The organism is Dyella agri, assembly GCF_044904705.1.
GTDB lineage: Bacteria > Pseudomonadota > Gammaproteobacteria > Xanthomonadales > Rhodanobacteraceae > Rhodanobacter_A > Rhodanobacter_A agri.
On record NZ_JADIKL010000002.1, the window covers coordinates 71,682 to 88,035 of the forward strand.

At 63.7% G+C, this 16,354-nt stretch carries 15 protein-coding genes; 5 read left to right on the top strand and 10 right to left on the bottom strand.

The features are described 5' to 3' along the window. Positions 1 to 33: 33 nt before the first annotated feature. The 7 genes from ISP14_RS02990 to ISP14_RS03020 all read right to left on the bottom strand — a co-directional run bounded on the left by ISP14_RS02990 (position 34) and on the right by ISP14_RS03020 (position 8,265). Positions 34 to 1,044: an AAA family ATPase gene (locus ISP14_RS02990; RefSeq protein ID WP_404536177.1), complete on the bottom strand. Its 1,011-nt coding sequence runs from the start codon at positions 1,042 to 1,044 to the stop codon at positions 34 to 36. 508 nt (positions 1,045 to 1,552) lie between these two features. Further along, positions 1,553 to 2,479, bottom strand: a complete 927-nt coding sequence (locus ISP14_RS02995) for a hypothetical protein (protein ID WP_404536178.1) — start codon at positions 2,477 to 2,479, stop codon at positions 1,553 to 1,555. Positions 2,480 to 2,811: 332 nt separating this feature from the next. Continuing rightward, a complete protein-coding gene (locus tag ISP14_RS03000) occupies positions 2,812 to 4,983 on the bottom strand; it encodes a helix-hairpin-helix domain-containing protein (protein ID WP_404536180.1) in 2,172 nt (723 codons plus the stop codon). A 2-nt stretch (positions 4,984 to 4,985) separates the two neighbouring features. Then, positions 4,986 to 5,756, bottom strand: coding sequence for a PP2C family serine/threonine-protein phosphatase (locus tag ISP14_RS03005; RefSeq protein WP_404536182.1), 771 nt, complete (start codon positions 5,754 to 5,756; stop codon positions 4,986 to 4,988). Next, complete coding sequence (locus ISP14_RS03010) at positions 5,734 to 6,411, bottom strand: vWA domain-containing protein (protein ID WP_404536184.1); 678 nt, start codon at positions 6,409 to 6,411, stop codon at positions 5,734 to 5,736. Before ISP14_RS03010 ends, ISP14_RS03005 begins: the two co-directional genes overlap by 23 nt. Positions 6,412 to 6,639: 228 nt before the next feature. Next, positions 6,640 to 7,188 carry a hypothetical protein gene (locus ISP14_RS03015; protein WP_404536186.1) on the bottom strand — a complete coding sequence of 183 codons (549 nt, stop codon included), beginning with the start codon at positions 7,186 to 7,188 and terminating at the stop codon, positions 6,640 to 6,642. 834 nt (positions 7,189 to 8,022) lie between these two features. Continuing rightward, entirely contained in the window at positions 8,023 to 8,265 is a 243-nt protein-coding gene (locus ISP14_RS03020; protein WP_404536187.1) for a hypothetical protein, read from the bottom strand. 191 nt (positions 8,266 to 8,456) lie between these two features. On the opposite strand from ISP14_RS03020, the gene ISP14_RS03025 reads away from it, so the two are divergent. The 4 genes from ISP14_RS03025 (at position 8,457) to ISP14_RS03040 (ending at position 11,665) form a co-directional block, all read left to right on the top strand. Continuing rightward, positions 8,457 to 9,056 carry an anthranilate synthase component II gene (locus ISP14_RS03025; protein WP_404536188.1) on the top strand — a complete coding sequence of 200 codons (600 nt, stop codon included), beginning with the start codon at positions 8,457 to 8,459 and terminating at the stop codon, positions 9,054 to 9,056. Further along, positions 9,053 to 10,102 carry an anthranilate phosphoribosyltransferase gene (trpD, locus tag ISP14_RS03030; RefSeq protein WP_404536189.1) on the top strand — a complete coding sequence of 350 codons (1,050 nt, stop codon included), beginning with the start codon at positions 9,053 to 9,055 and terminating at the stop codon, positions 10,100 to 10,102. Before ISP14_RS03025 ends, trpD begins: the two co-directional genes overlap by 4 nt. A gap of 64 nt (positions 10,103 to 10,166) precedes the next feature. After that, on the top strand, positions 10,167 to 10,961 hold the full coding sequence (trpC, locus tag ISP14_RS03035; RefSeq protein WP_404536190.1) for an indole-3-glycerol phosphate synthase TrpC: 795 nt from the start codon (positions 10,167 to 10,169) through the stop codon (positions 10,959 to 10,961). A 20-nt stretch (positions 10,962 to 10,981) separates the two neighbouring features. Beyond that, positions 10,982 to 11,665, top strand: coding sequence for an HAD family hydrolase (locus tag ISP14_RS03040; RefSeq protein ID WP_404536192.1), 684 nt, complete (start codon positions 10,982 to 10,984; stop codon positions 11,663 to 11,665). Positions 11,666 to 11,745: 80 nt separating this feature from the next. Here ISP14_RS03040 and ISP14_RS03045 read toward each other — a convergent pair whose 3' ends face one another. Further along, positions 11,746 to 13,389, bottom strand: coding sequence for an NAD(P)/FAD-dependent oxidoreductase (locus tag ISP14_RS03045; protein ID WP_404536193.1), 1,644 nt, complete (start codon positions 13,387 to 13,389; stop codon positions 11,746 to 11,748). Between the two features lie 239 nt (positions 13,390 to 13,628). On the opposite strand from ISP14_RS03045, the gene ISP14_RS03050 reads away from it, so the two are divergent. Next, positions 13,629 to 14,492, top strand: a complete 864-nt coding sequence (locus ISP14_RS03050) for an aspartyl protease family protein (RefSeq protein ID WP_404536194.1) — start codon at positions 13,629 to 13,631, stop codon at positions 14,490 to 14,492. Between the two features lie 45 nt (positions 14,493 to 14,537). Here ISP14_RS03050 and ISP14_RS03055 read toward each other — a convergent pair whose 3' ends face one another. Together ISP14_RS03055 and ISP14_RS03060 are read right to left on the bottom strand one after the other, a co-directional pair. Further along, positions 14,538 to 15,044, bottom strand: a complete 507-nt coding sequence (locus ISP14_RS03055) for a DUF1993 domain-containing protein (RefSeq protein ID WP_404536195.1) — start codon at positions 15,042 to 15,044, stop codon at positions 14,538 to 14,540. After that, positions 15,041 to 16,327, bottom strand: a complete 1,287-nt coding sequence (locus tag ISP14_RS03060; protein WP_404537108.1) for a TCR/Tet family MFS transporter — start codon at positions 16,325 to 16,327, stop codon at positions 15,041 to 15,043. Before ISP14_RS03060 ends, ISP14_RS03055 begins: the two co-directional genes overlap by 4 nt. Between the last annotated feature and the right edge of the window lie 27 nt (positions 16,328 to 16,354).

Below are 16,354 nucleotides of genomic sequence, written 5' to 3' on the forward strand. Positions count from 1 at the left end.
CGAACGACCATGTTCTCTTCACCCCGAAGTCTCTTAGGTGCTTATGTGACGACGGAACCTATTCTTCAGTATTTGGCGATTTTCAAGCGCGTGTTTGAGCGCTGTGGCCGAGATCTTGGGCAATCCTTCGAGGATGGCGTCCTTAACCACCGCGTCAGCTGCGCGAACAAGCTCTCCTTGGCTCAGTCCGCCAAGTGCCGGTGCAATAGAGGACAAGGAGCGTTCACTCAGCCTTAGCTTGCCCAATCGCCGTTCAATGATCGCAAGTGCAGCGGCTTTGCCTGGAAGTTCGTACGCGATCACCTCATCAAAGCGGCGCGCGAGTGCCTCATCCAGGATCTCCGAGTGATTCGTGGCAGCGAGAACGAGGCTGTCCGTGCTGTTTGGCTCCTCCATGAATGCGAGCACGGAGTTAAGGACGCGTCGGATCTCGCCGACATCATTCGGGTCACCGCGGCGCGCGCCAATCGCGTCAAACTCGTCGAAAAGATAGACGCCGCGCGTCTGCCCTATCTGGTCAAAGATCAACCGAAGCTTTCCGGCGGTTTCACCCAAGAATCGGCTAAATAAAGATTCGAGTCGAACCGTGAACAACGGTAGGTGCAACTCGCCAGCAAGTGCAGAGGCAGTCATCGTCTTGCCAGTGCCCGGCGGGCCGACCAGAAGCATATGGGTAGTAGGCGTCTGTCCGTGGTCCCGGAGCATTGCACGCTGCTGCTGCTGCTTCACGACGCGGGCGAGTCGGCCCAGTACGTCATCAGAAAGCACCATGTTCGCGAGCGTGACTTTGGGGTACGCGCTCTCGATGAGTCCCTGCAATTCACCCCGCGGGCGAGCCAGCGGGATCGGGGTTTGGCCACCGGCCGGCCTTCCGGTGCGCTGTTGGTCTCGCGCCCTTTGCACTAAGCGCTTTAGCTTTTCTGCCTCGTCTAGTCGACCCTGGCGTGCTTCTTGGGCGGCAGCTTGGAGGACGATAGAAAGGAACTGCTCTTCGTCGCCCTCAATGTGCGAATTAAGGAGCGCAAGCAGATGCTTATTTGACATTGGCGCCTCCTTCATTACTGCTGCTTTGCAACAGGACTTGTCGCCATACTGAGAGTGGGCGCTGCCCCCAAAAACACTAGCTGAACGGTCCACGTCCCGCTAAGCGATTTTAGCCAGAAAGTGGCAGGCGAGTAGTGTCGGGACTAAGCCGCTCAATTCCCAAGACAAATTGGGGACCAGGTTGGTGTAGGTGGGGGGGCTCCGGCCGGGCACAAAGGCCCTGTCATGCGGGTTTTGGGTCGAGCTGCCCTGCGACAGGCATGACCACAACTGGCATTGGCGGATTCGTGCCCTCAACTTGGCTGGCGCGTCCGAGATTGAGTGGGCGCACCCGAGGGTACCCTTTGAGGAGCACCAAGCCGATTCAGGCGAAAGACGTCGCTCCAGTACCGGCTATTCCATCGTGATCTGCGTGCCATCGGGGCAGGCCGACCGGTTCCTGGCCCTGTCCTGGGGACAGGCGTCCATCGCGGCGCGTCCCGTTGCTGGGACGCGCCGCGATGGATCATTAGCGAGGCCAGCCGTCGTATCGCACGTTGTCGAAGAAGTCGGGGCCGACTTCAATACGTAGCGAATCGTGATGCCGGAGGATCTTCTTCGCTACCTTGGGCGACGCATACTCTGTGAAGTCGAGGATGTAGCTGTAGATCATTTCTCCGCTATGCCCATCCTGTGGTTCCGCCTCAACGTCGACGAGGTCTCCAACCTCGTCCACGTCCAGGCCAAGGAGATTCGCGTAGGCCTGGGACTTGCTGATGTCCGGTGGCTCACCATCGTGATCATCATCCCCCCAACCCATATCCAGTGCTGCCTTTGTGACTTGGCAATCTACGGAGCCAAAGCACCGGCGGCCCATGCGTTCCACGCTCAGGGCGCCCTCCACATTTACGATGTGGCCGGAATAGGGGTGCTCGGTGTCGATGCGAAGACGAACGTGTCCGTCTAGATCTACGTCCAGCGAACTGCCCACGGGGACCTGTTCCAGCTCGACCTCGAAGTCGAAATAGATCTCGTCGACACCATCGTAGTTGGCGTTGGCCATCTCGCTGTTCACGGTGTTGTCTTCAAAGACCACCCTGTCCACCTGTTCCCGCAGGTAGTTCTCAAAGACATCGAAAGAGCTATGGGTGCGTGCGTGTGAAGCTCGTTCCTGGAAGGCCCGGCCAATCAGTTCAAGCAGCTGGTTCGGCGCTGGGTTGGTGCCGAGTTCACTTGCACGCTGATTGAGCATGTCGTGGTCGAGTACGGCGTGATGGACGTCGCTCAAATGTTCAGGCTCCTGGCCCGCCACCTGCGCAGCTTGGTAGGCAGCAAGGGATTTATAGCCAAGTGCAGCAACAATGAGCTGTTGGGCGTGGCCAAGTTGCACTGGGGCAGCCATGGACGCGCTGTTCTTGCGAACAGAATGGGCAAGGTCGGAAATGCCGATTGTCATACGAGTCTCCTGATTTCAGCGCGGACCATCGAGCGATTACTTGGCCCACGCCCAGGCGATGTCGCATGGCGTTGGCAAGAAGATCGAGAAAACGCGAGAAACGGAAAACAGTCTTGATTGAGCCGCTCGAAGCTCAGGCGGACAAGGCCTTGGCTGCCATTGTCCGCAAAAAATCGGCTGGTGGCAAACCCTATAGGGATCGAGCGGCTGGGCAGTGATGGCTAAGTAACGTGGCGGATCAAGCCGTCGCGCAGCGCATTTTGAATCAGCCGCGTGTCGGACCGATCGACGTGGGTCGGCTCACGTCGATATGGATGGCCGCCCTTCTATACTTAGTTACGCGTTCCCTTGCATGACGGGAAACGAGAGCATCCCCAGAACTGGTTGCCCGCATGGGCGCCCTTATGCGCCCTGCGCCGAATCATTGTTGAACCGCATCGTGGGCACGAAGGTGTCCCCGATGATTTTGGTGGCGCCTGAGCTGGACGGTAGGACGGGCGAGGGGGAGCAGGCGGTTGCGGCGCTGGCGCCGCGGGCGGCGGCACATTCACGTTGATCGAACCATGCGGTGGGACCGCAATGCCCAAAGTCTGGCAATCGCGTTCGACTCTGGCGCGCTCCAATAGTGCGTGCAAAAGTGCTTGATCGGGTGACGCCTTCTTGGCTGCAAAATTAGCTGGCGCGGCCTGCAATGCGGCGAGGCCGGCCTGCAGCTTCTTTTGCAGTCCGAGCTTGCGATTGGCGGACGATGAGCGCGCGTCGTTCTCGGCGAGGGTGTCGTCCGGTGAGGGGTTCGGGTTGTAGCGGAATTTGGCTTCCTGTTCTCGACGCCATTGGAGGAGGCTGCCTGTCAGTGCCTCGCCGAAACCCGGCACTGCGCGCACTGCCGCATAATTGATGTCGGCGGCGCTCTCGATGCCGAACGAGGCCAAAGTCGCCGTCTTCGCCGGACCAATGCCATGGATTTTGACGCGGCGAATCAAGAATCCGTCCAAGAAGGCGGTGCGCTGTCTTTCCTCTCGCGTGGCGCGCAGGCGATCCAGCGTCTTAGTCAGTTCTCCCTCCACGCGTTGATACTCAACAACGCACGATTCCAACTCACTGCGAAGGGCGAATATTTCTGTGTAGCCAATGCGCCGCAGGAAGGCCAGTGAGGCCGATTGCACGCGACTGTCTGCCTCCTTAAAGGCTTTCAGCAATGGCGCTGGATTCGTTTTGGCGGAGAAGAGGCGATAGACGCCAAAAATGGCGAGGCCGATCCAGAGAGGGAAGCCTCCCTTCGCGCCGATAAACCCGAGCAAGGCGATCGCAAGTGCGATGGCGCCAAATGTTCGTTGGCCTGCCTGTCCCTGCTTGGCTTCTGCCAGGGCAGGGCTGGGGGCGCTGATGTCGCCACTCCATGTTGGAAGGACGTCGAGAGGGCGCGGCAGCGGCGTCGCGCGGATAGCTGCACTGATCTTGGCGAGATCAAACGGTGCACCGGATGGAACCGGGCCAGACGTATGTGCCTGAGGAAACATCTCGACGCCGGACTGATCTGTCAGCCGACACCAAATGCAGCCCTTCGCGGCGTGGGGGAAGTAATGGGTTCGAACTTTCGAACACTGACGAAGGTTCGTTTCCAGTTCACCCAGCAAGGTCACCCACGTGGCGGGGCTGGGGCGTGCCTGCGGGTTGAGGCCGAACGCCGCCTCAAACGCTGCGGCCAGCTGCGGTGGGAAATCTTCAAGCTTGATGGCCCCCGGCGGAGGCGTCGTGCGAGTGGTGTCCTTGCGAAGGACAGAGTAGGCGAAGAGATGCCGTGCAATGGCCTCGCCCAAACTTAAGTCGCCCGCGCCACTGTAGCGGCCTGCATAGGGATGCTTTCCCATGCAGAGCAGCTGAAAGATCGCGACGGCCAGGCCGAAGTTGTCATGAGCGACCGTGCGCTCAATCTGGCTTAGGTTGATGCCATGAAGCTCTGGCGGGGTGAAGTCCTCCGTACCCACGACGCAGGGATAGGCTTGGCCGCCCAATTTGAACTGGAAGCTGTCCGCGTCAATGAGGGCGACCGTGGCGTCTTTCGAAACCAGCACACCGGAGTGGTTGAAATCTCCGATAACGCAGCCGGCTTGGTGCACGGTGGCGACGGCTCGCGCGATGTTCTGGGCTGCCCGGACCAGAAAACGATAGTCAGCTGTCGGGAAGTGCAGCTTGCGGGACTTGGGACTGTAGAGCTCGTGGATGGCGCGGTATCCAGCGACCAGCCGCATCGTGAAGCCGGTGAAGGCGCCCGCCGAATCGGTAGCCACGTTGACCGGGAAAGCGACAAGGTTGGTCTTCTCGGCTAGCCGACTCTCGACCATTGCACGGACTTTCCCCTCACGCGATCGACGTAAGTTGTCCTTGTAGACCTTGATGGCCTGGTCACCTCCAGTCGCAAAGGCATAGACATCACCTTCGCCGCCGCGACCAATTCGTTTCCCGAGAAGCGTGGTCTTCCCACCAATTTGTACAGATTGCATGGTCACTGGCGCGAAATGAGGATCAACGTCTTGTCGTCGTCCGTGCGTTCGCACAAACCAGGGCTTTCCAAGTAACGACTAAGGGCCGTCGACAACTCACGAAGCCGGCCGTGCCCCATAGCCAGGTCCACGGGCTTGATCATGGGGTCAAGGAACCGGGGGTAGGGTTGTTGGCTGAGGTGCTCGAGGGCCACGGAGTCCAGTCCGTCCGAGAACAGCGCGAATGCGTCGTATTCGAGTGGGAGTCGATAAGTGCGCAAGCGCACTGTCGGGTCATCGGTCACGAAGTAGGTGGTGGAGGCAAACTCGCCATTTTCGGGCCAACAAATAGCCTCCCATGCGCCGTGCTTTCGGGCGACCAGGGCACTGTCACCCACTTGTAAGGCGAGCAGTTCTCCTTGGTGAGCGATCAACATCACCAGCGTTGCCGCAAACTGACGCCGAGTGACGTCGCGTTTGGCAGCGATGTCGCTGAGGCGGTCCCGGAGATCGTCAACCCAGCAAAGAACTTGTTCGTCATCGGGCAGGCGGTCGTGCGTCAACAGCCATTGCTTGGCGTTCGCGGTCAGCCAACGGCATACCAAAGAGGCCCCTTGTCCCCCATGGCTAGCGCTGCCGGCGCCATCTGAAACGACGGCGCACAGCGAGTCCTTACCCTGCCGCGAGACCCGGAAGGCGTCCTGTTTTCTTGTGCCCAGGCGTAGGTGCGATGTGCCGATCTTCGAGGCGGCGGCCCAGCGCCACCGGGCGTTACCCGGCAATGGCCCAGCCATCGGGTGCCGTGGGGTTGGTCAGGGGAACAGCATCACCCGGGTTCGACTGGGAGACTGCACTGAGAGAGCTGGACAACCAGGCAAATAGTTCCCGGAACGCTAGGCCCTTGAGTTTCAGCGGCTGCCGGGTGGCAATTTGGCTCAACGTAGTCATGTCGGCGCCTTCGACACCGACCGCGTAGAACATGAACTCCTTGCGATCTTCGCCAGCGTGAACGCGCCGGCGGGCTTCCTGCCACTGATCGGTTGGAGAGCCATCGGTGATCAGAAAGATCCAGGGGCGGTAATACTTGATGCCGTTCGCCTTGTAGCGATCTTTGCGATCGCGCAGCATGTCTAGGCCGCGCTCAATCGCTTCACCCATGGGGGTTGCGCCGGTTGCTTCAAGCATCTCGGGATAGAAGCCATCCACGGTGGTGAAGTCGGCTCGTACATTGACCGGTCCAAACGTGACTACCGCCAATTCGACGCGTTTTGCCGCCAGCGCGTCAGCGTGCAGATCTTCCTTGAAGAACTGGAGGGCGTCGTTGAGCTGGTTGATCGCATGCCCTTGCATGGAGCCAGACGTGTCCAGCAGGAGTACGCAGGGGCACCGCTGCTCAGGATTCTCTGCGAACTCCGCATCTGCAAAGGGTTGTTGTTCGAAATTGTCCATGGTTCCCCTCGAATGTCGTCCAATGAAGAGGCAGCCCTTCCTTTCCGGAACTTAGGGGTACGGAAGGCATAGGGGCCTCGTGCGTGCCGGAAGCCGTAAGCGGTGCGCTGCTAGATATTTGATCCTTTATCGACAGCTATCCGCAAGCCTTAAGGGTATCTGTGGTGCGCCATGCGGGTTCCGGTCGGGTTGATCCCCCATTCTCGATGGCGCCATACACGCCTGAGTTCATCGGGCCGGACAATCGCACTGCTCCAATACCTGCGTGACCCAGAGCTCGATGCGAGCCTCAGACACCGTCGTGCCATCAAGACTGGGGCTGCCACGAGGCACTTTGAGCGACCAGAGCGCCATTGGGCTGAGATGCGGAACCTCGATATGAATCTTGCTGGCCAGTCGATCGGCCACCAAGCGCTCCACGTGCTGGGCCTTCTTGCCACACCAGACGATCAGGTTGCAGTCCTTCAATTCACGGACTACGCGGTCCCTATTACTGCGACCTTCTATCTCGCCTACGGTGGCTTCTGATCGTCCGTTGTTTTGCTTTGGCCAGATCGGCTTGTCGTAGGCATTCGTGATGCGGTAGTCGTACCTCTTGCTCGACCCAAAGAGGTCAGGCCGTCTGCGGTGCAAGATGGTGAGGGCGTCGTCCAGGTTCCTTCCTGTGGCGCCAGCAACGGGTTGAGAGCACGTCTTTTCATGGCGGCCAGGCACACTGAAGACAAAAGCGGTGCGCAGTTTTCCCGGCCAGAAGTGCGGGGCGGCTTTCAGGCTCATGGGTTCTCCCGATCTATGGCAAGTAGCCACATTTTCACGTGCTGCTGGGGCGATGCCAGGAAACTCGCCACAAGGTAGTCTCCAAAATCCGCAGGCTTAAAGACCGCCTTCATTGCATTGTCGAAGCCGCGCATAGAGCCGGGTCGAACCGGTGCGCAAATCGTGAGACAGAAGGCCGCGGTGGGCCCCATGGCGACCAGAGCGCGACGCGTCTTACGGCGGAGACCTTTCGAGGCTCGGGGTAGAGTCGGAGCTTGGTGCGCAAAGAGCCGGGCAGTTCCGCCCGGTTCAAGCATGACTCTCACATCTGCTTCGTCAACCCCAATCGGGCCCTGATAGCTCGTGGACAGAACCGTGCACATGAGGAGCTGAAGCAATGCTTCCCGGCGGCTCCCTAGAAAGATGACTCGAACCGTCGGGACATCCTTGATCTTCCGCGGAACGCCTTCGAGCTCCCGAGATAGCAATATTGGCGGGTACTTTGGTAGTGCCAGCAAGGGCGCTAGCGACGGGTTCCAAAGGACCACAACATGCCACGCGTCGTCGGGGAGTCTGTGATCGTGCGGCCAGGCCCGGCAGTCGATAGCCGGGTCTAAGTTGTCGAGGTCGCCAAGGGCCGCTATGTCCTCACTCCGCCCAAGCACGTAAACCCGCGTCCGCGGCTTTTCGTACGGACTCAACAGCAGCGGGATGGATTCGCCCATGGACCCCTACCTTAGAGACGTAGTGCTTGCATTGTCGCGCTCGCCTGCCTCATGGGCTGAGATCGAGGGAGGGCTGTGCCCATCACCCAGCACCAGCTGTAGAGGTGGGCAGCATCGATCGTTTCTTCCCTCAACCGGCTTCCAAGCCCGCGGCAAGGCTATCGAGGGCGTCCAAATCCAGTTGTGCGCGCTCGATCATGGCCAGGATCCTTCTTGTGTGTGGCATTTCAGCTATTCCCTCAAGCCCATCGACAGATGCCGCGCACCTGTTCGGCGCCGGCGATACCTCTATTAGCAGGTCGCCCGCACATATCTGCTGCGGCGCGGCAAGGGAGCCCGGTACAATGGGCAGTGCGTTGGTCTGGTCATTCATCGGCCGCACCACGGCTCCCCCACTGCAGGCACCTACTCTGCAACGTCCGGACCACCCCTTTGTTCGTAGAAGCGGACATAAATCGGGGTCGCTTGGCGACTTGGTGACTCCGCAAATTGAGGGTACCGTTGCGGGTATTGATGAAGGTCGGCGGTGAAAATATATTATTAATTCAATGAGATAAGCTAATTATGCTGCTCATGATCGACAACTACGACAGCTTCACCTTCAACCTCGTGCAGTACCTGGGCGAGCTGGGACAGGAGGTGAAGGTGGTGCGCAACGACGCGCTGGACGTGGCGGGCATCCGTGCGCTGAAGCCTTCGCACATCATGATCTCGCCCGGGCCCGGGACGCCCGATGACGCGGGCGTGTCGCTGGACGTGTTGCGCGAACTGTCGGATGAGGTCCCGGTGTTTGGTGTGTGCCTGGGCCACCAGGCCATCGGCCAGGCGTTCGGCGGCAAGGTGATCCGCGCCAAGCAGATCATGCATGGCAAGACTTCGCCGGTGCGCCATCGAGGCCAGGGCGTATTCGCCGGGCTGCCCGACCCGTTCGAGGCCACGCGCTACCACTCGCTGGTGGTGGAGCAGGGCTCGCTGCCGGATTGCCTGGAAGTGACCGCGTGGACGGAGAACCCGGACGGCTCGATCGACGAGATCATGGGGCTGCGCCACAAGACCCTGCCGGTCGAGGGCGTGCAGTTCCACCCCGAGTCCATCCTCACCCAGCACGGCCACGACATGCTGGCGAATTTCCTGGGCTTGCCGCGGCGGAAGCTGGCGGCATGAGCGGGCGCGAGATCAGCATCACGCCGCAGGAGGCCTTGCAGCGTACGATCGAGCACCGCGAAATCTTCCACGACGAGATGATCGCGCTGATGCGCCAGATCATGCGCGGCGAAGTCAGCCCGCTGATGACCGCGGCGATCATCACCGGCCTGCGCGTGAAGAAGGAGACGGTGGGCGAGATCACCGGCGCGGCGCGGGTGATGCGCGAGCTGGCGGAGAAGGTGCCGGTGGCGGGCGACGACGCGCATCTGCTCGACATCGTCGGCACCGGCGGCGACGGCGCGTCCAGCTTCAACATCTCCACCGCCTCGATGTTCGTGGCGGCGGCGGCGGGCGCGCGTATCGCCAAACACGGCGGGCGCAGCGTGTCGTCGAAGTCCGGCAGCGCCGACGTGCTGGAGGCGCTGGGCGCGCGCATCGACCTCAAGCCCGCGCAGGTGGCCGAATGCCTCGCCGAGACCGGGATCGGCTTCATGTTCGCGCCGAACCATCATCCGGCGATGAAGGTGGTGGCGCCGGTGCGCAAGGAAATGGGTGTGCGCACCTTGTTCAACATTCTCGGGCCGCTGACCAACCCGGCCGGCGCGCCGAACATCTTGATGGGCGTGTTCCATCCCGACCTGGTCGGCATCCAGGTGCGCGTGCTGCAGCAGCTCGGCGCACGGCGCGCGCTGGTGGTGTGGGGCCGCGACGGCATGGATGAGATATCGCTGGGCGCGGCCACCCTGGTGGGCGAGCTGAAGGACGGCGTGGTGCGCGAGTACGAGGTCGAGCCGGAGGATTTCGGCCTCGCGATGGCCTCCAGCCGCAACCTGCGCGTGGCGGATGTGGCCGAGTCGAAGGCGATGCTGGAGCAGGCGCTGGCCGGCGAGCGCGGCGTGCCGCACGACATCGTCTGCCTCAACGCAGGCGCCGCGCTGTACGCGGCCAACGTGGCCCCCTCGATCGCCGAGGGCATCGCGCTGGCGCAGGCCACGATTGCCAGCGGCGCGGCCCGTGCGAAAATGCAGGCATTCGTGGCAGCGACCCAGCGGCTTCAGGCATGATCGGCTTGACGGCGCGACGACATTCGCGCCGCCACGATGCCCCGGCCCCGACTTCCCCAAGCCCATGACCGACATCCTCAATCGCATTCTCGCCCGCAAAGCCGAAGAAGTAGCCGAACGCCAAGCGCGGCTGCCCTTGGCCGAACTGGCTGCCCGCATCCCCGACCTGCCGGAGACGCGCGGTTTTGCCGCGGCGATCGAGGCGAAGATCAACGCCGGCCAGCCGGCGGTGATCGCCGAGGTCAAGAAGGCCAGCCCCAGCAAGGGCGTGATCCGGCCCGACTTCGACCCGGCGGCCATCGCGAAAAGTTACGCGAAGGGCGGCGCAGCCTGCTTGTCGGTGCTTACCGATAGCGATTTCTTCCAGGGTAGCGAGGCCTTCCTGCAGCAGGCGCGCGCTGCCTGTGCGCTGCCGGTGCTGCGCAAGGACTTCATCATCGACCCCTACCAGGTGCACGAGGCGCGCGCGATCGGCGCCGACTGCGTGCTGCTGATCGTGGCCGCGCTGGACGACGACGTGCTGCTGCAGCTCTCGCTGCAGGCGGCCGAGCTGGATCTCGACGTGCTGTGCGAAGTGCACGACGAGGAAGAGCTGGAGCGCGCGCTGGCGCTGCCGGTGCCGCTGATCGGCGTCAACAATCGCAACCTGCGCAACTTCGAGACCTCGCTGGATACCTCGCTGGCGCTGCAGGAACTGATGGAGTACGACCGCATCCTGGTCGCCGAATCCGGCATCCGCACGCCCGAGGACGTGGCGCGGCTGCGCGAGGGCGGCATCCATGCCTTCCTGGTCGGCGAGGCGTTCATGCGCGCCGAGGATCCCGGCAGCGAACTGAAGCGACTGTTCGGCACGAAGTAATGCAGATGGATACAGGGGACATGGCGCCACCCGCGGTGGCGAGCGACGACGTGCAAGCGTCGCGCGTGGTGCTGTTCGATTTCGACGGCGTGCTGCTGCACGGCGATGCGTTCTACCTCTTCGTGCGCAGCCGCTACGCACGCTCGTGGCTGCGCAAGCTGCTGGTGTTGCCCTGCCTGCCATGGCTGCTGCTGCAACTGCCGTTCTCGCGCCGGCATGCGGCACGCACCTTGGTGCACGCCGCCTTGTTCGGCACCAGCGAAAAGCGCTACCAGGCGCAGGCGCGCGCGTTCGCCGTCGAGCTGGTGCAGCACTCGCGCCTGTTCAACCGCGATGCCTTGCGCCAGCTGCGCCGCCACCAGCAGGCGGGCGACCGCGTGATCGTGGTAACCGGCTGCGAGCAGGCACTGGTCGGCGGCATCCTCGAACAGCTGGGCCTAGGCGATATCGAGCTGCTGGCCTCGCGGCTGCGTTCCAGCTGGGCAGGCATGCGCACCGGCTTCCACAACATCGGCGCGAACAAACTCAAGGCATTGGCCGCGCACGGCGTGCGTGCATGGCAGCTCGCTTACAGCGATTCGCTGATGGATGTGCCGATGCTGAAGCCCGCCGCCGAGCCGGTGCTGGTCAACGGCACGCCCAAGCTGTGCAAGAAGATGGATGCCGCGCTGGGCCGGGTGGTCGGCCGCGTCGAGTGGCAGTGACGCGTCCGTAGGAGCGCACCCTGTGCGCGAACGCTCTTGCTTCCATCAAGGCGAAAGGCCATCGCGCACAGGGTGCGCTCCTACGGCGATTCCGTCCGTTCGCCGGTGATCGACAGCGCCACCGCCTCCGCCACGCGTATCCCATCCACCGCCGCAGAGAGAATCCCGCCCGCATAACCCGCGCCCTCGCCGGCGGGGTACAGCCCGTGCGTGTTGAGGCTCTGCAGGTCGTCGTCGTTGCGGCGGATGCGCACCGGCGACGAGGTGCGCGTTTCCACGCCGGTAAGCATGGCATCGGGCAGCGCGTAGCCGCGGATCTGGCGGTCGAAGGCGGGGATCGCAGCGCGAATCGCCGCCACCGCGTAATCGGGCAACGCAGTGGAAAGATCGGTGAGATGCACGCCCGGCTTGTACGAGGGCTGCACCTCGCCGACGGCGCGCGAAGCCCTGCCGGCGAGGAAGTCGCCCACGCGCTGGCCCGGTGCGCTGTAGTCGCCGCCGCCCATGTGGAAGGCATGGGTTTCCCAATGCCGCTGCAGCGCGATGCCGGCCAGCGGGCCTTCGCCGTAGGGCGCGTAATCGGCGGGACGGATGTCGCAGACCAGCGCCGCGTTGGCGTTGCGCTCGTTGCGCGAATACTGGCTCATGCCGTTGGTGACCACGCGGCCCGGCTCACTCGTGGCCGCCACCACGGTGCCGCCGGGGCACATGCAGAAGCTGTACACCGAGCGGCCGTCCTTGCCGTGGTGCACCAGCTTGTAGTCCGCCGCGCCCAGGATGGGGTGGCCGACCTGCGGGCCGAAGCGTGCCCGGTCGATCAGCGATTGCGGGTGCTCGACGCGGAAGCCGATCGAGAACGGCTTGGCCTCCAGGTAGACGCCGCGTGCGTGCAGCATCTCGAAGGTGTCGCGCGCGCTGTGGCCCAGCGCCAGCACCACATGGTCGCTGCGCAACTCGCCGCCGTCGGCAAGCCGCACGCCGCGAACCTGGCGCTCGCCTTGCGCATCGGTTTCCACCAGCAGGTCGTCCACGCGCTGGTCGAAACGGATCTCGCCGCCGAGCGCCTCGATGCTCGCGCGCAGGTTTTCCACCATGGTCACCAGCCGGAACGTACCGATGTGCGGCTTGCTGACGTAGAGGATTTCCTCCGGCGCGCCGGCTTTCACGAACTCGGCCAGCACCTTGCGGCCATGGTGCTGTGTGTCGCGGATCTGGCTGTGCAGCTTGCCGTCGGAAAACGTGCCCGCGCCGCCCTCGCCGAACTGTACGTTGGAGTCCGGGTGCAGGTTGCGCTTGCGCCACAGGTCCCAGGTGTCCTTGGTGCGCTCGCGCACGGCCTTGCCGCGCTCCAGCACGATGGGGCGGAAGCCCGATTGCGCCAGGATCAGCGCCGCGAAGATGCCGCAGGGGCCGAAGCCGATCACGATCGGCCGGTGCTCGAGCTTCGCCGGCGCCTGCGCCACGAATTTGTAGCTGGTGTCCGGCGTGGGCTGTACGTGGCGGTCGTCGGCGTGGCGCGCCAGCAGCGCGGCCTCGTCGGCTACTTCCACGTCCAGCGTGTAGATCAGCGCGATGGCGCCGCGCTTGCGCGCGTCGTAGCCACGGCGGAACACGGTGAAGCTGCGCAGTGCTGCGGGCGCGATGCCGAGCTTCGCGCGGATCGCGTTGGGCAGGGCTTCCGCGGGGTGGTCCAGCGGGAGCTTGAGGTCGGTGAGGCGCAGCATGGGGTGAGCCGGCAGGAGCAGGCCGCGATTTTCGCATGCCGGTACGCGATGCGTGGCCGATCGCCGCAGATGCTGCGGGGATGCGCCGCTTCCGCCCCGGTCGTGTGCCGGGGGCTGGTGGCCGGGATACGGGGTAGGGCAGCCCCTGACTTCGGGCACATGGCGCGGTCTGGACGGCCAGCGCAGTATGCAGGCGGTCATGCCATTGGCGGCGCGCAAAGACGTAAAGGAGAGACGGCGTGCGGAAGAAGCTCCTGGTTCATGCACTCGCTTCGTTCGGCCTCATGGCGGCTTGCGGTACCGCGTCGGCTTCGGCTTCGCCGCCAGTGACGATCAAGCTGGAGCCCTATCTGGGCTCCGCATTGGCGATGCACGCCGAAGTGAACGGCCATCCGGGACTGTTCCTGTTCGATACGGGGGGCGGGGTCACGATCATCGGCCCGGATGTCGCCAAGGCCATCGGCTGCACGCCATGGGGCAGGATCACGGGATTCCGGATGACCGGGGAACGCCTGGACTTCCAGCGTTGCGACAATCTCGTGTTCAACGTCGCGGGCATACCGATGAAGGCCTCGGAAGCGGGCGTGTTCGACATCATGGGCCTGGTGCCCAAGGATGCGCCCCATCTGGATGGTTCGCTCGGGCTGGATCTGTTCGCCGGCCGCTCGATCACCCTCGATGCGTCCGGACGCACGCTCACGATCGAAAGCGCCGAAAGCCTGCAGGCGCGCGTGCGCCATGCCAGGGAAGTCCCAATCCGCCTGGTGCGGGATGCCGAGGGCGTGGCGCTGACCGTTGACGTTGCCGTGCCGACGCCGAAGGGCACGGCATGGATGGAACTGGATTCGGGGAACGCCGGCGGGGCCTACATCATTGCGAAATACCTGGCCCCGATGTTCGGGCTTGATCCCGGCAAGAGCGGTCCGCAGCCGGTACGGTTCGACGTGGCCGGAGGCATTCCGGTCGAAGGGAAGGCGCTGGCGATGGATCTGATCAAGGACGGCAACCTCGGGGCGCCGTTCTTCAAGCAGTGGGCATTGACCGTGGATCTCGCCTCGGGCCGCGCGTGGCTGTCGCATGCCGCGCCGGGCAACGCGCCTTAGTTTTGGCGGTGGCGGCAAGATGCCGCCACCGCGCTTCCGGCGTCGTCAGATGTCGCCGATGAAGTCGTTCTTGCCGATCTCCACGCCCATGCCGCGGAACAGGTTGTAGGCCGTGGTGCAGTGGAAGAACAGGTTGGGCAGGATGAACTGCAGCAGGTAGGACTGGCCTTGCAGGTCCAGTTCGCCGCTGCGCATCTTGAGGTGGATGGCGCGGCTCTCGCTGCCGTCGATCTGCTCGGCCTTGAACGACTGCACGTAGGCGACGGCGCGATCGATGCGGTCGTACAGCTCGGCCATCGTGGCCTCGTTGTCCTCGAAGCTCTTCGGCTCCGCGCCGGCGAGGCGGGCGGAGCCGCGGCAGGCCATGTCGCAGGCGATCTGCACCTGCTTCACCAGCGGCAACATGTCGGGGACCAGGCGGGTCTGCAGCAGCACGGCGTCGGTGACGCCCTTGGCCTTGGCGTGCGCCTCGCCTTTCTGCAGCACCTGGCGCAGGTTGCCGAGCGCGCGGACGAAGACGGGAACGGAGGCTTGGTACATGGAGAGGCTCATGGGACGTGCTCCAGAGGTTCGGGCGTAGAGGGGGCGGGCGTGAACGAAGGTGCGATGTGGCGCGTGGCGCGGATCGCCACCAGCGTCGCACCGACCAGCAACAGAGCGGCCAGCACGAAGGCCGCGCCAGGCAGGTGCTGCACCGGCGCATGGTCGCTGATGAACAGCGCGAACAGGTTGGCGAACATCGCCGGGCCGAAGATGCCGGCGAGGCTGGCGAGGCTGGTCAGCGCGCCCTGCAGGCGGCCCTGCTCGTGCGGATCGACCTGGTGGGTCATCATCGACTGCGCCGGCGGGCCGGCGAGGCCGCCAAGGCAGAACACCGGGATCGCCAGCAGGAACAGCCAGGCGTTGGGCGCGAGGCCGAACGCAAGGTAGCCCATCACGCATAGCGACAGGCCGATCAGGATCATCCGCCGCTCGCCCAGCTTCGGCATCAGCCGGCGCACCAGCACCGCCTGCACCAGGCCGCTGCACAGGCCGACCAGGCTCAGCGTGTAGCCCACGGCCTGCGGCCCCCAGCCGAAACGGTAATCGGCGTACAGCACGTAGGTGGAGTTGAGCGAGAACTGCGCAAGGTTGAGCAGGAAGAACACCGCAGCCAGGGCGAACACCTGCGGATAGCGGCGCAGCAGCACTACGGCACCAAACGGGTTGGCGTGGCGCCAGTCGAAGCGTGGCGAGCGGCGCTCCTTGGGCAGCGACTCGGGAAGCACGAAGAATCCGTAACCGAAGTTGAGCAGCGACAGGCACGCGGCCGTCCAGAACGGCAGGCGCAGGTGCCAGTGGCCGAGGAGGCCGCCCAGCGCCGGCCCGATGATGAAGCCGATGCCGAACGCTGCGCCCAGCATGCCGAACGCCGCGGCACGCTTCTCCTTGGGCACGATGTCGGCGATGTAGGCGTTCGCGGTGGAAAAGCTCGCTGCACAGGCGCCCGAGAACAAGCGCCCCACGAACAGCAGCCACATCGTGGGCGCCAGCGCCATCACGATGAAATCCACGCCGAGGCCGAAGCTGGAAATCAGGATCACCGCGCGGCGGCCGTAGCGGTCCGACAGCGCACCTTGCACCGGCGAGAACACGAACTGCATCGTCATGAACAACGCGGCGAACGAGCCCACCCAGGATGCGGCCTTGGCAATATCGCCGCCGATCAGGTCGCGGATCAGGTGCGGCAGCACCGGGATGATGATGCCGAACGCCAGCATGTCCAGCATCACGGTGACGAAGATGAAGGCGAGGGCGGCGCGGCGGCGAGGGATGTGGTCGGCGGGCTGGTTCATGGCACGGGTGGCGACGGCAGACGGGGA

Excerpts from the sequence above, each read along its gene's own strand:
- ISP14_RS02990 (WP_404536177.1), bottom strand. The coding sequence starts at position 1,044 with ATGTCAAATAAGCATCTGCTTGCGCTCCTTAATTCGCACATTGAGGGC.
- ISP14_RS03015 (WP_404536186.1), bottom strand. The coding sequence starts at position 7,188 with ATGAGCCTGAAAGCCGCCCCGCACTTCTGGCCGGGAAAACTGCGCACC.
- ISP14_RS03040 (WP_404536192.1), top strand. The coding sequence starts at position 10,982 with ATGGCGCCACCCGCGGTGGCGAGCGACGACGTGCAAGCGTCGCGCGTG.
- ISP14_RS03000 (WP_404536180.1), bottom strand. The coding sequence starts at position 4,983 with ATGCAATCTGTACAAATTGGTGGGAAGACCACGCTTCTCGGGAAACGA.
- ISP14_RS03010 (WP_404536184.1), bottom strand. The coding sequence starts at position 6,411 with ATGGACAATTTCGAACAACAACCCTTTGCAGATGCGGAGTTCGCAGAG.
- ISP14_RS03055 (WP_404536195.1), bottom strand. The coding sequence starts at position 15,044 with ATGAGCCTCTCCATGTACCAAGCCTCCGTTCCCGTCTTCGTCCGCGCG.
- ISP14_RS02995 (WP_404536178.1), bottom strand. The coding sequence starts at position 2,479 with ATGACAATCGGCATTTCCGACCTTGCCCATTCTGTTCGCAAGAACAGC.
- ISP14_RS03020 (WP_404536187.1), bottom strand. The coding sequence starts at position 8,265 with ATGAATGACCAGACCAACGCACTGCCCATTGTACCGGGCTCCCTTGCC.
- ISP14_RS03060 (WP_404537108.1), bottom strand. The coding sequence starts at position 16,327 with ATGAACCAGCCCGCCGACCACATCCCTCGCCGCCGCGCCGCCCTCGCC.
- ISP14_RS03005 (WP_404536182.1), bottom strand. The coding sequence starts at position 5,756 with ATGGCTGGGCCATTGCCGGGTAACGCCCGGTGGCGCTGGGCCGCCGCC.
- ISP14_RS03025 (WP_404536188.1), top strand. The coding sequence starts at position 8,457 with ATGCTGCTCATGATCGACAACTACGACAGCTTCACCTTCAACCTCGTG.
- trpD (WP_404536189.1), top strand. The coding sequence starts at position 9,053 with ATGAGCGGGCGCGAGATCAGCATCACGCCGCAGGAGGCCTTGCAGCGT.
- ISP14_RS03045 (WP_404536193.1), bottom strand. The coding sequence starts at position 13,389 with ATGCTGCGCCTCACCGACCTCAAGCTCCCGCTGGACCACCCCGCGGAA.
- trpC (WP_404536190.1), top strand. The coding sequence starts at position 10,167 with ATGACCGACATCCTCAATCGCATTCTCGCCCGCAAAGCCGAAGAAGTA.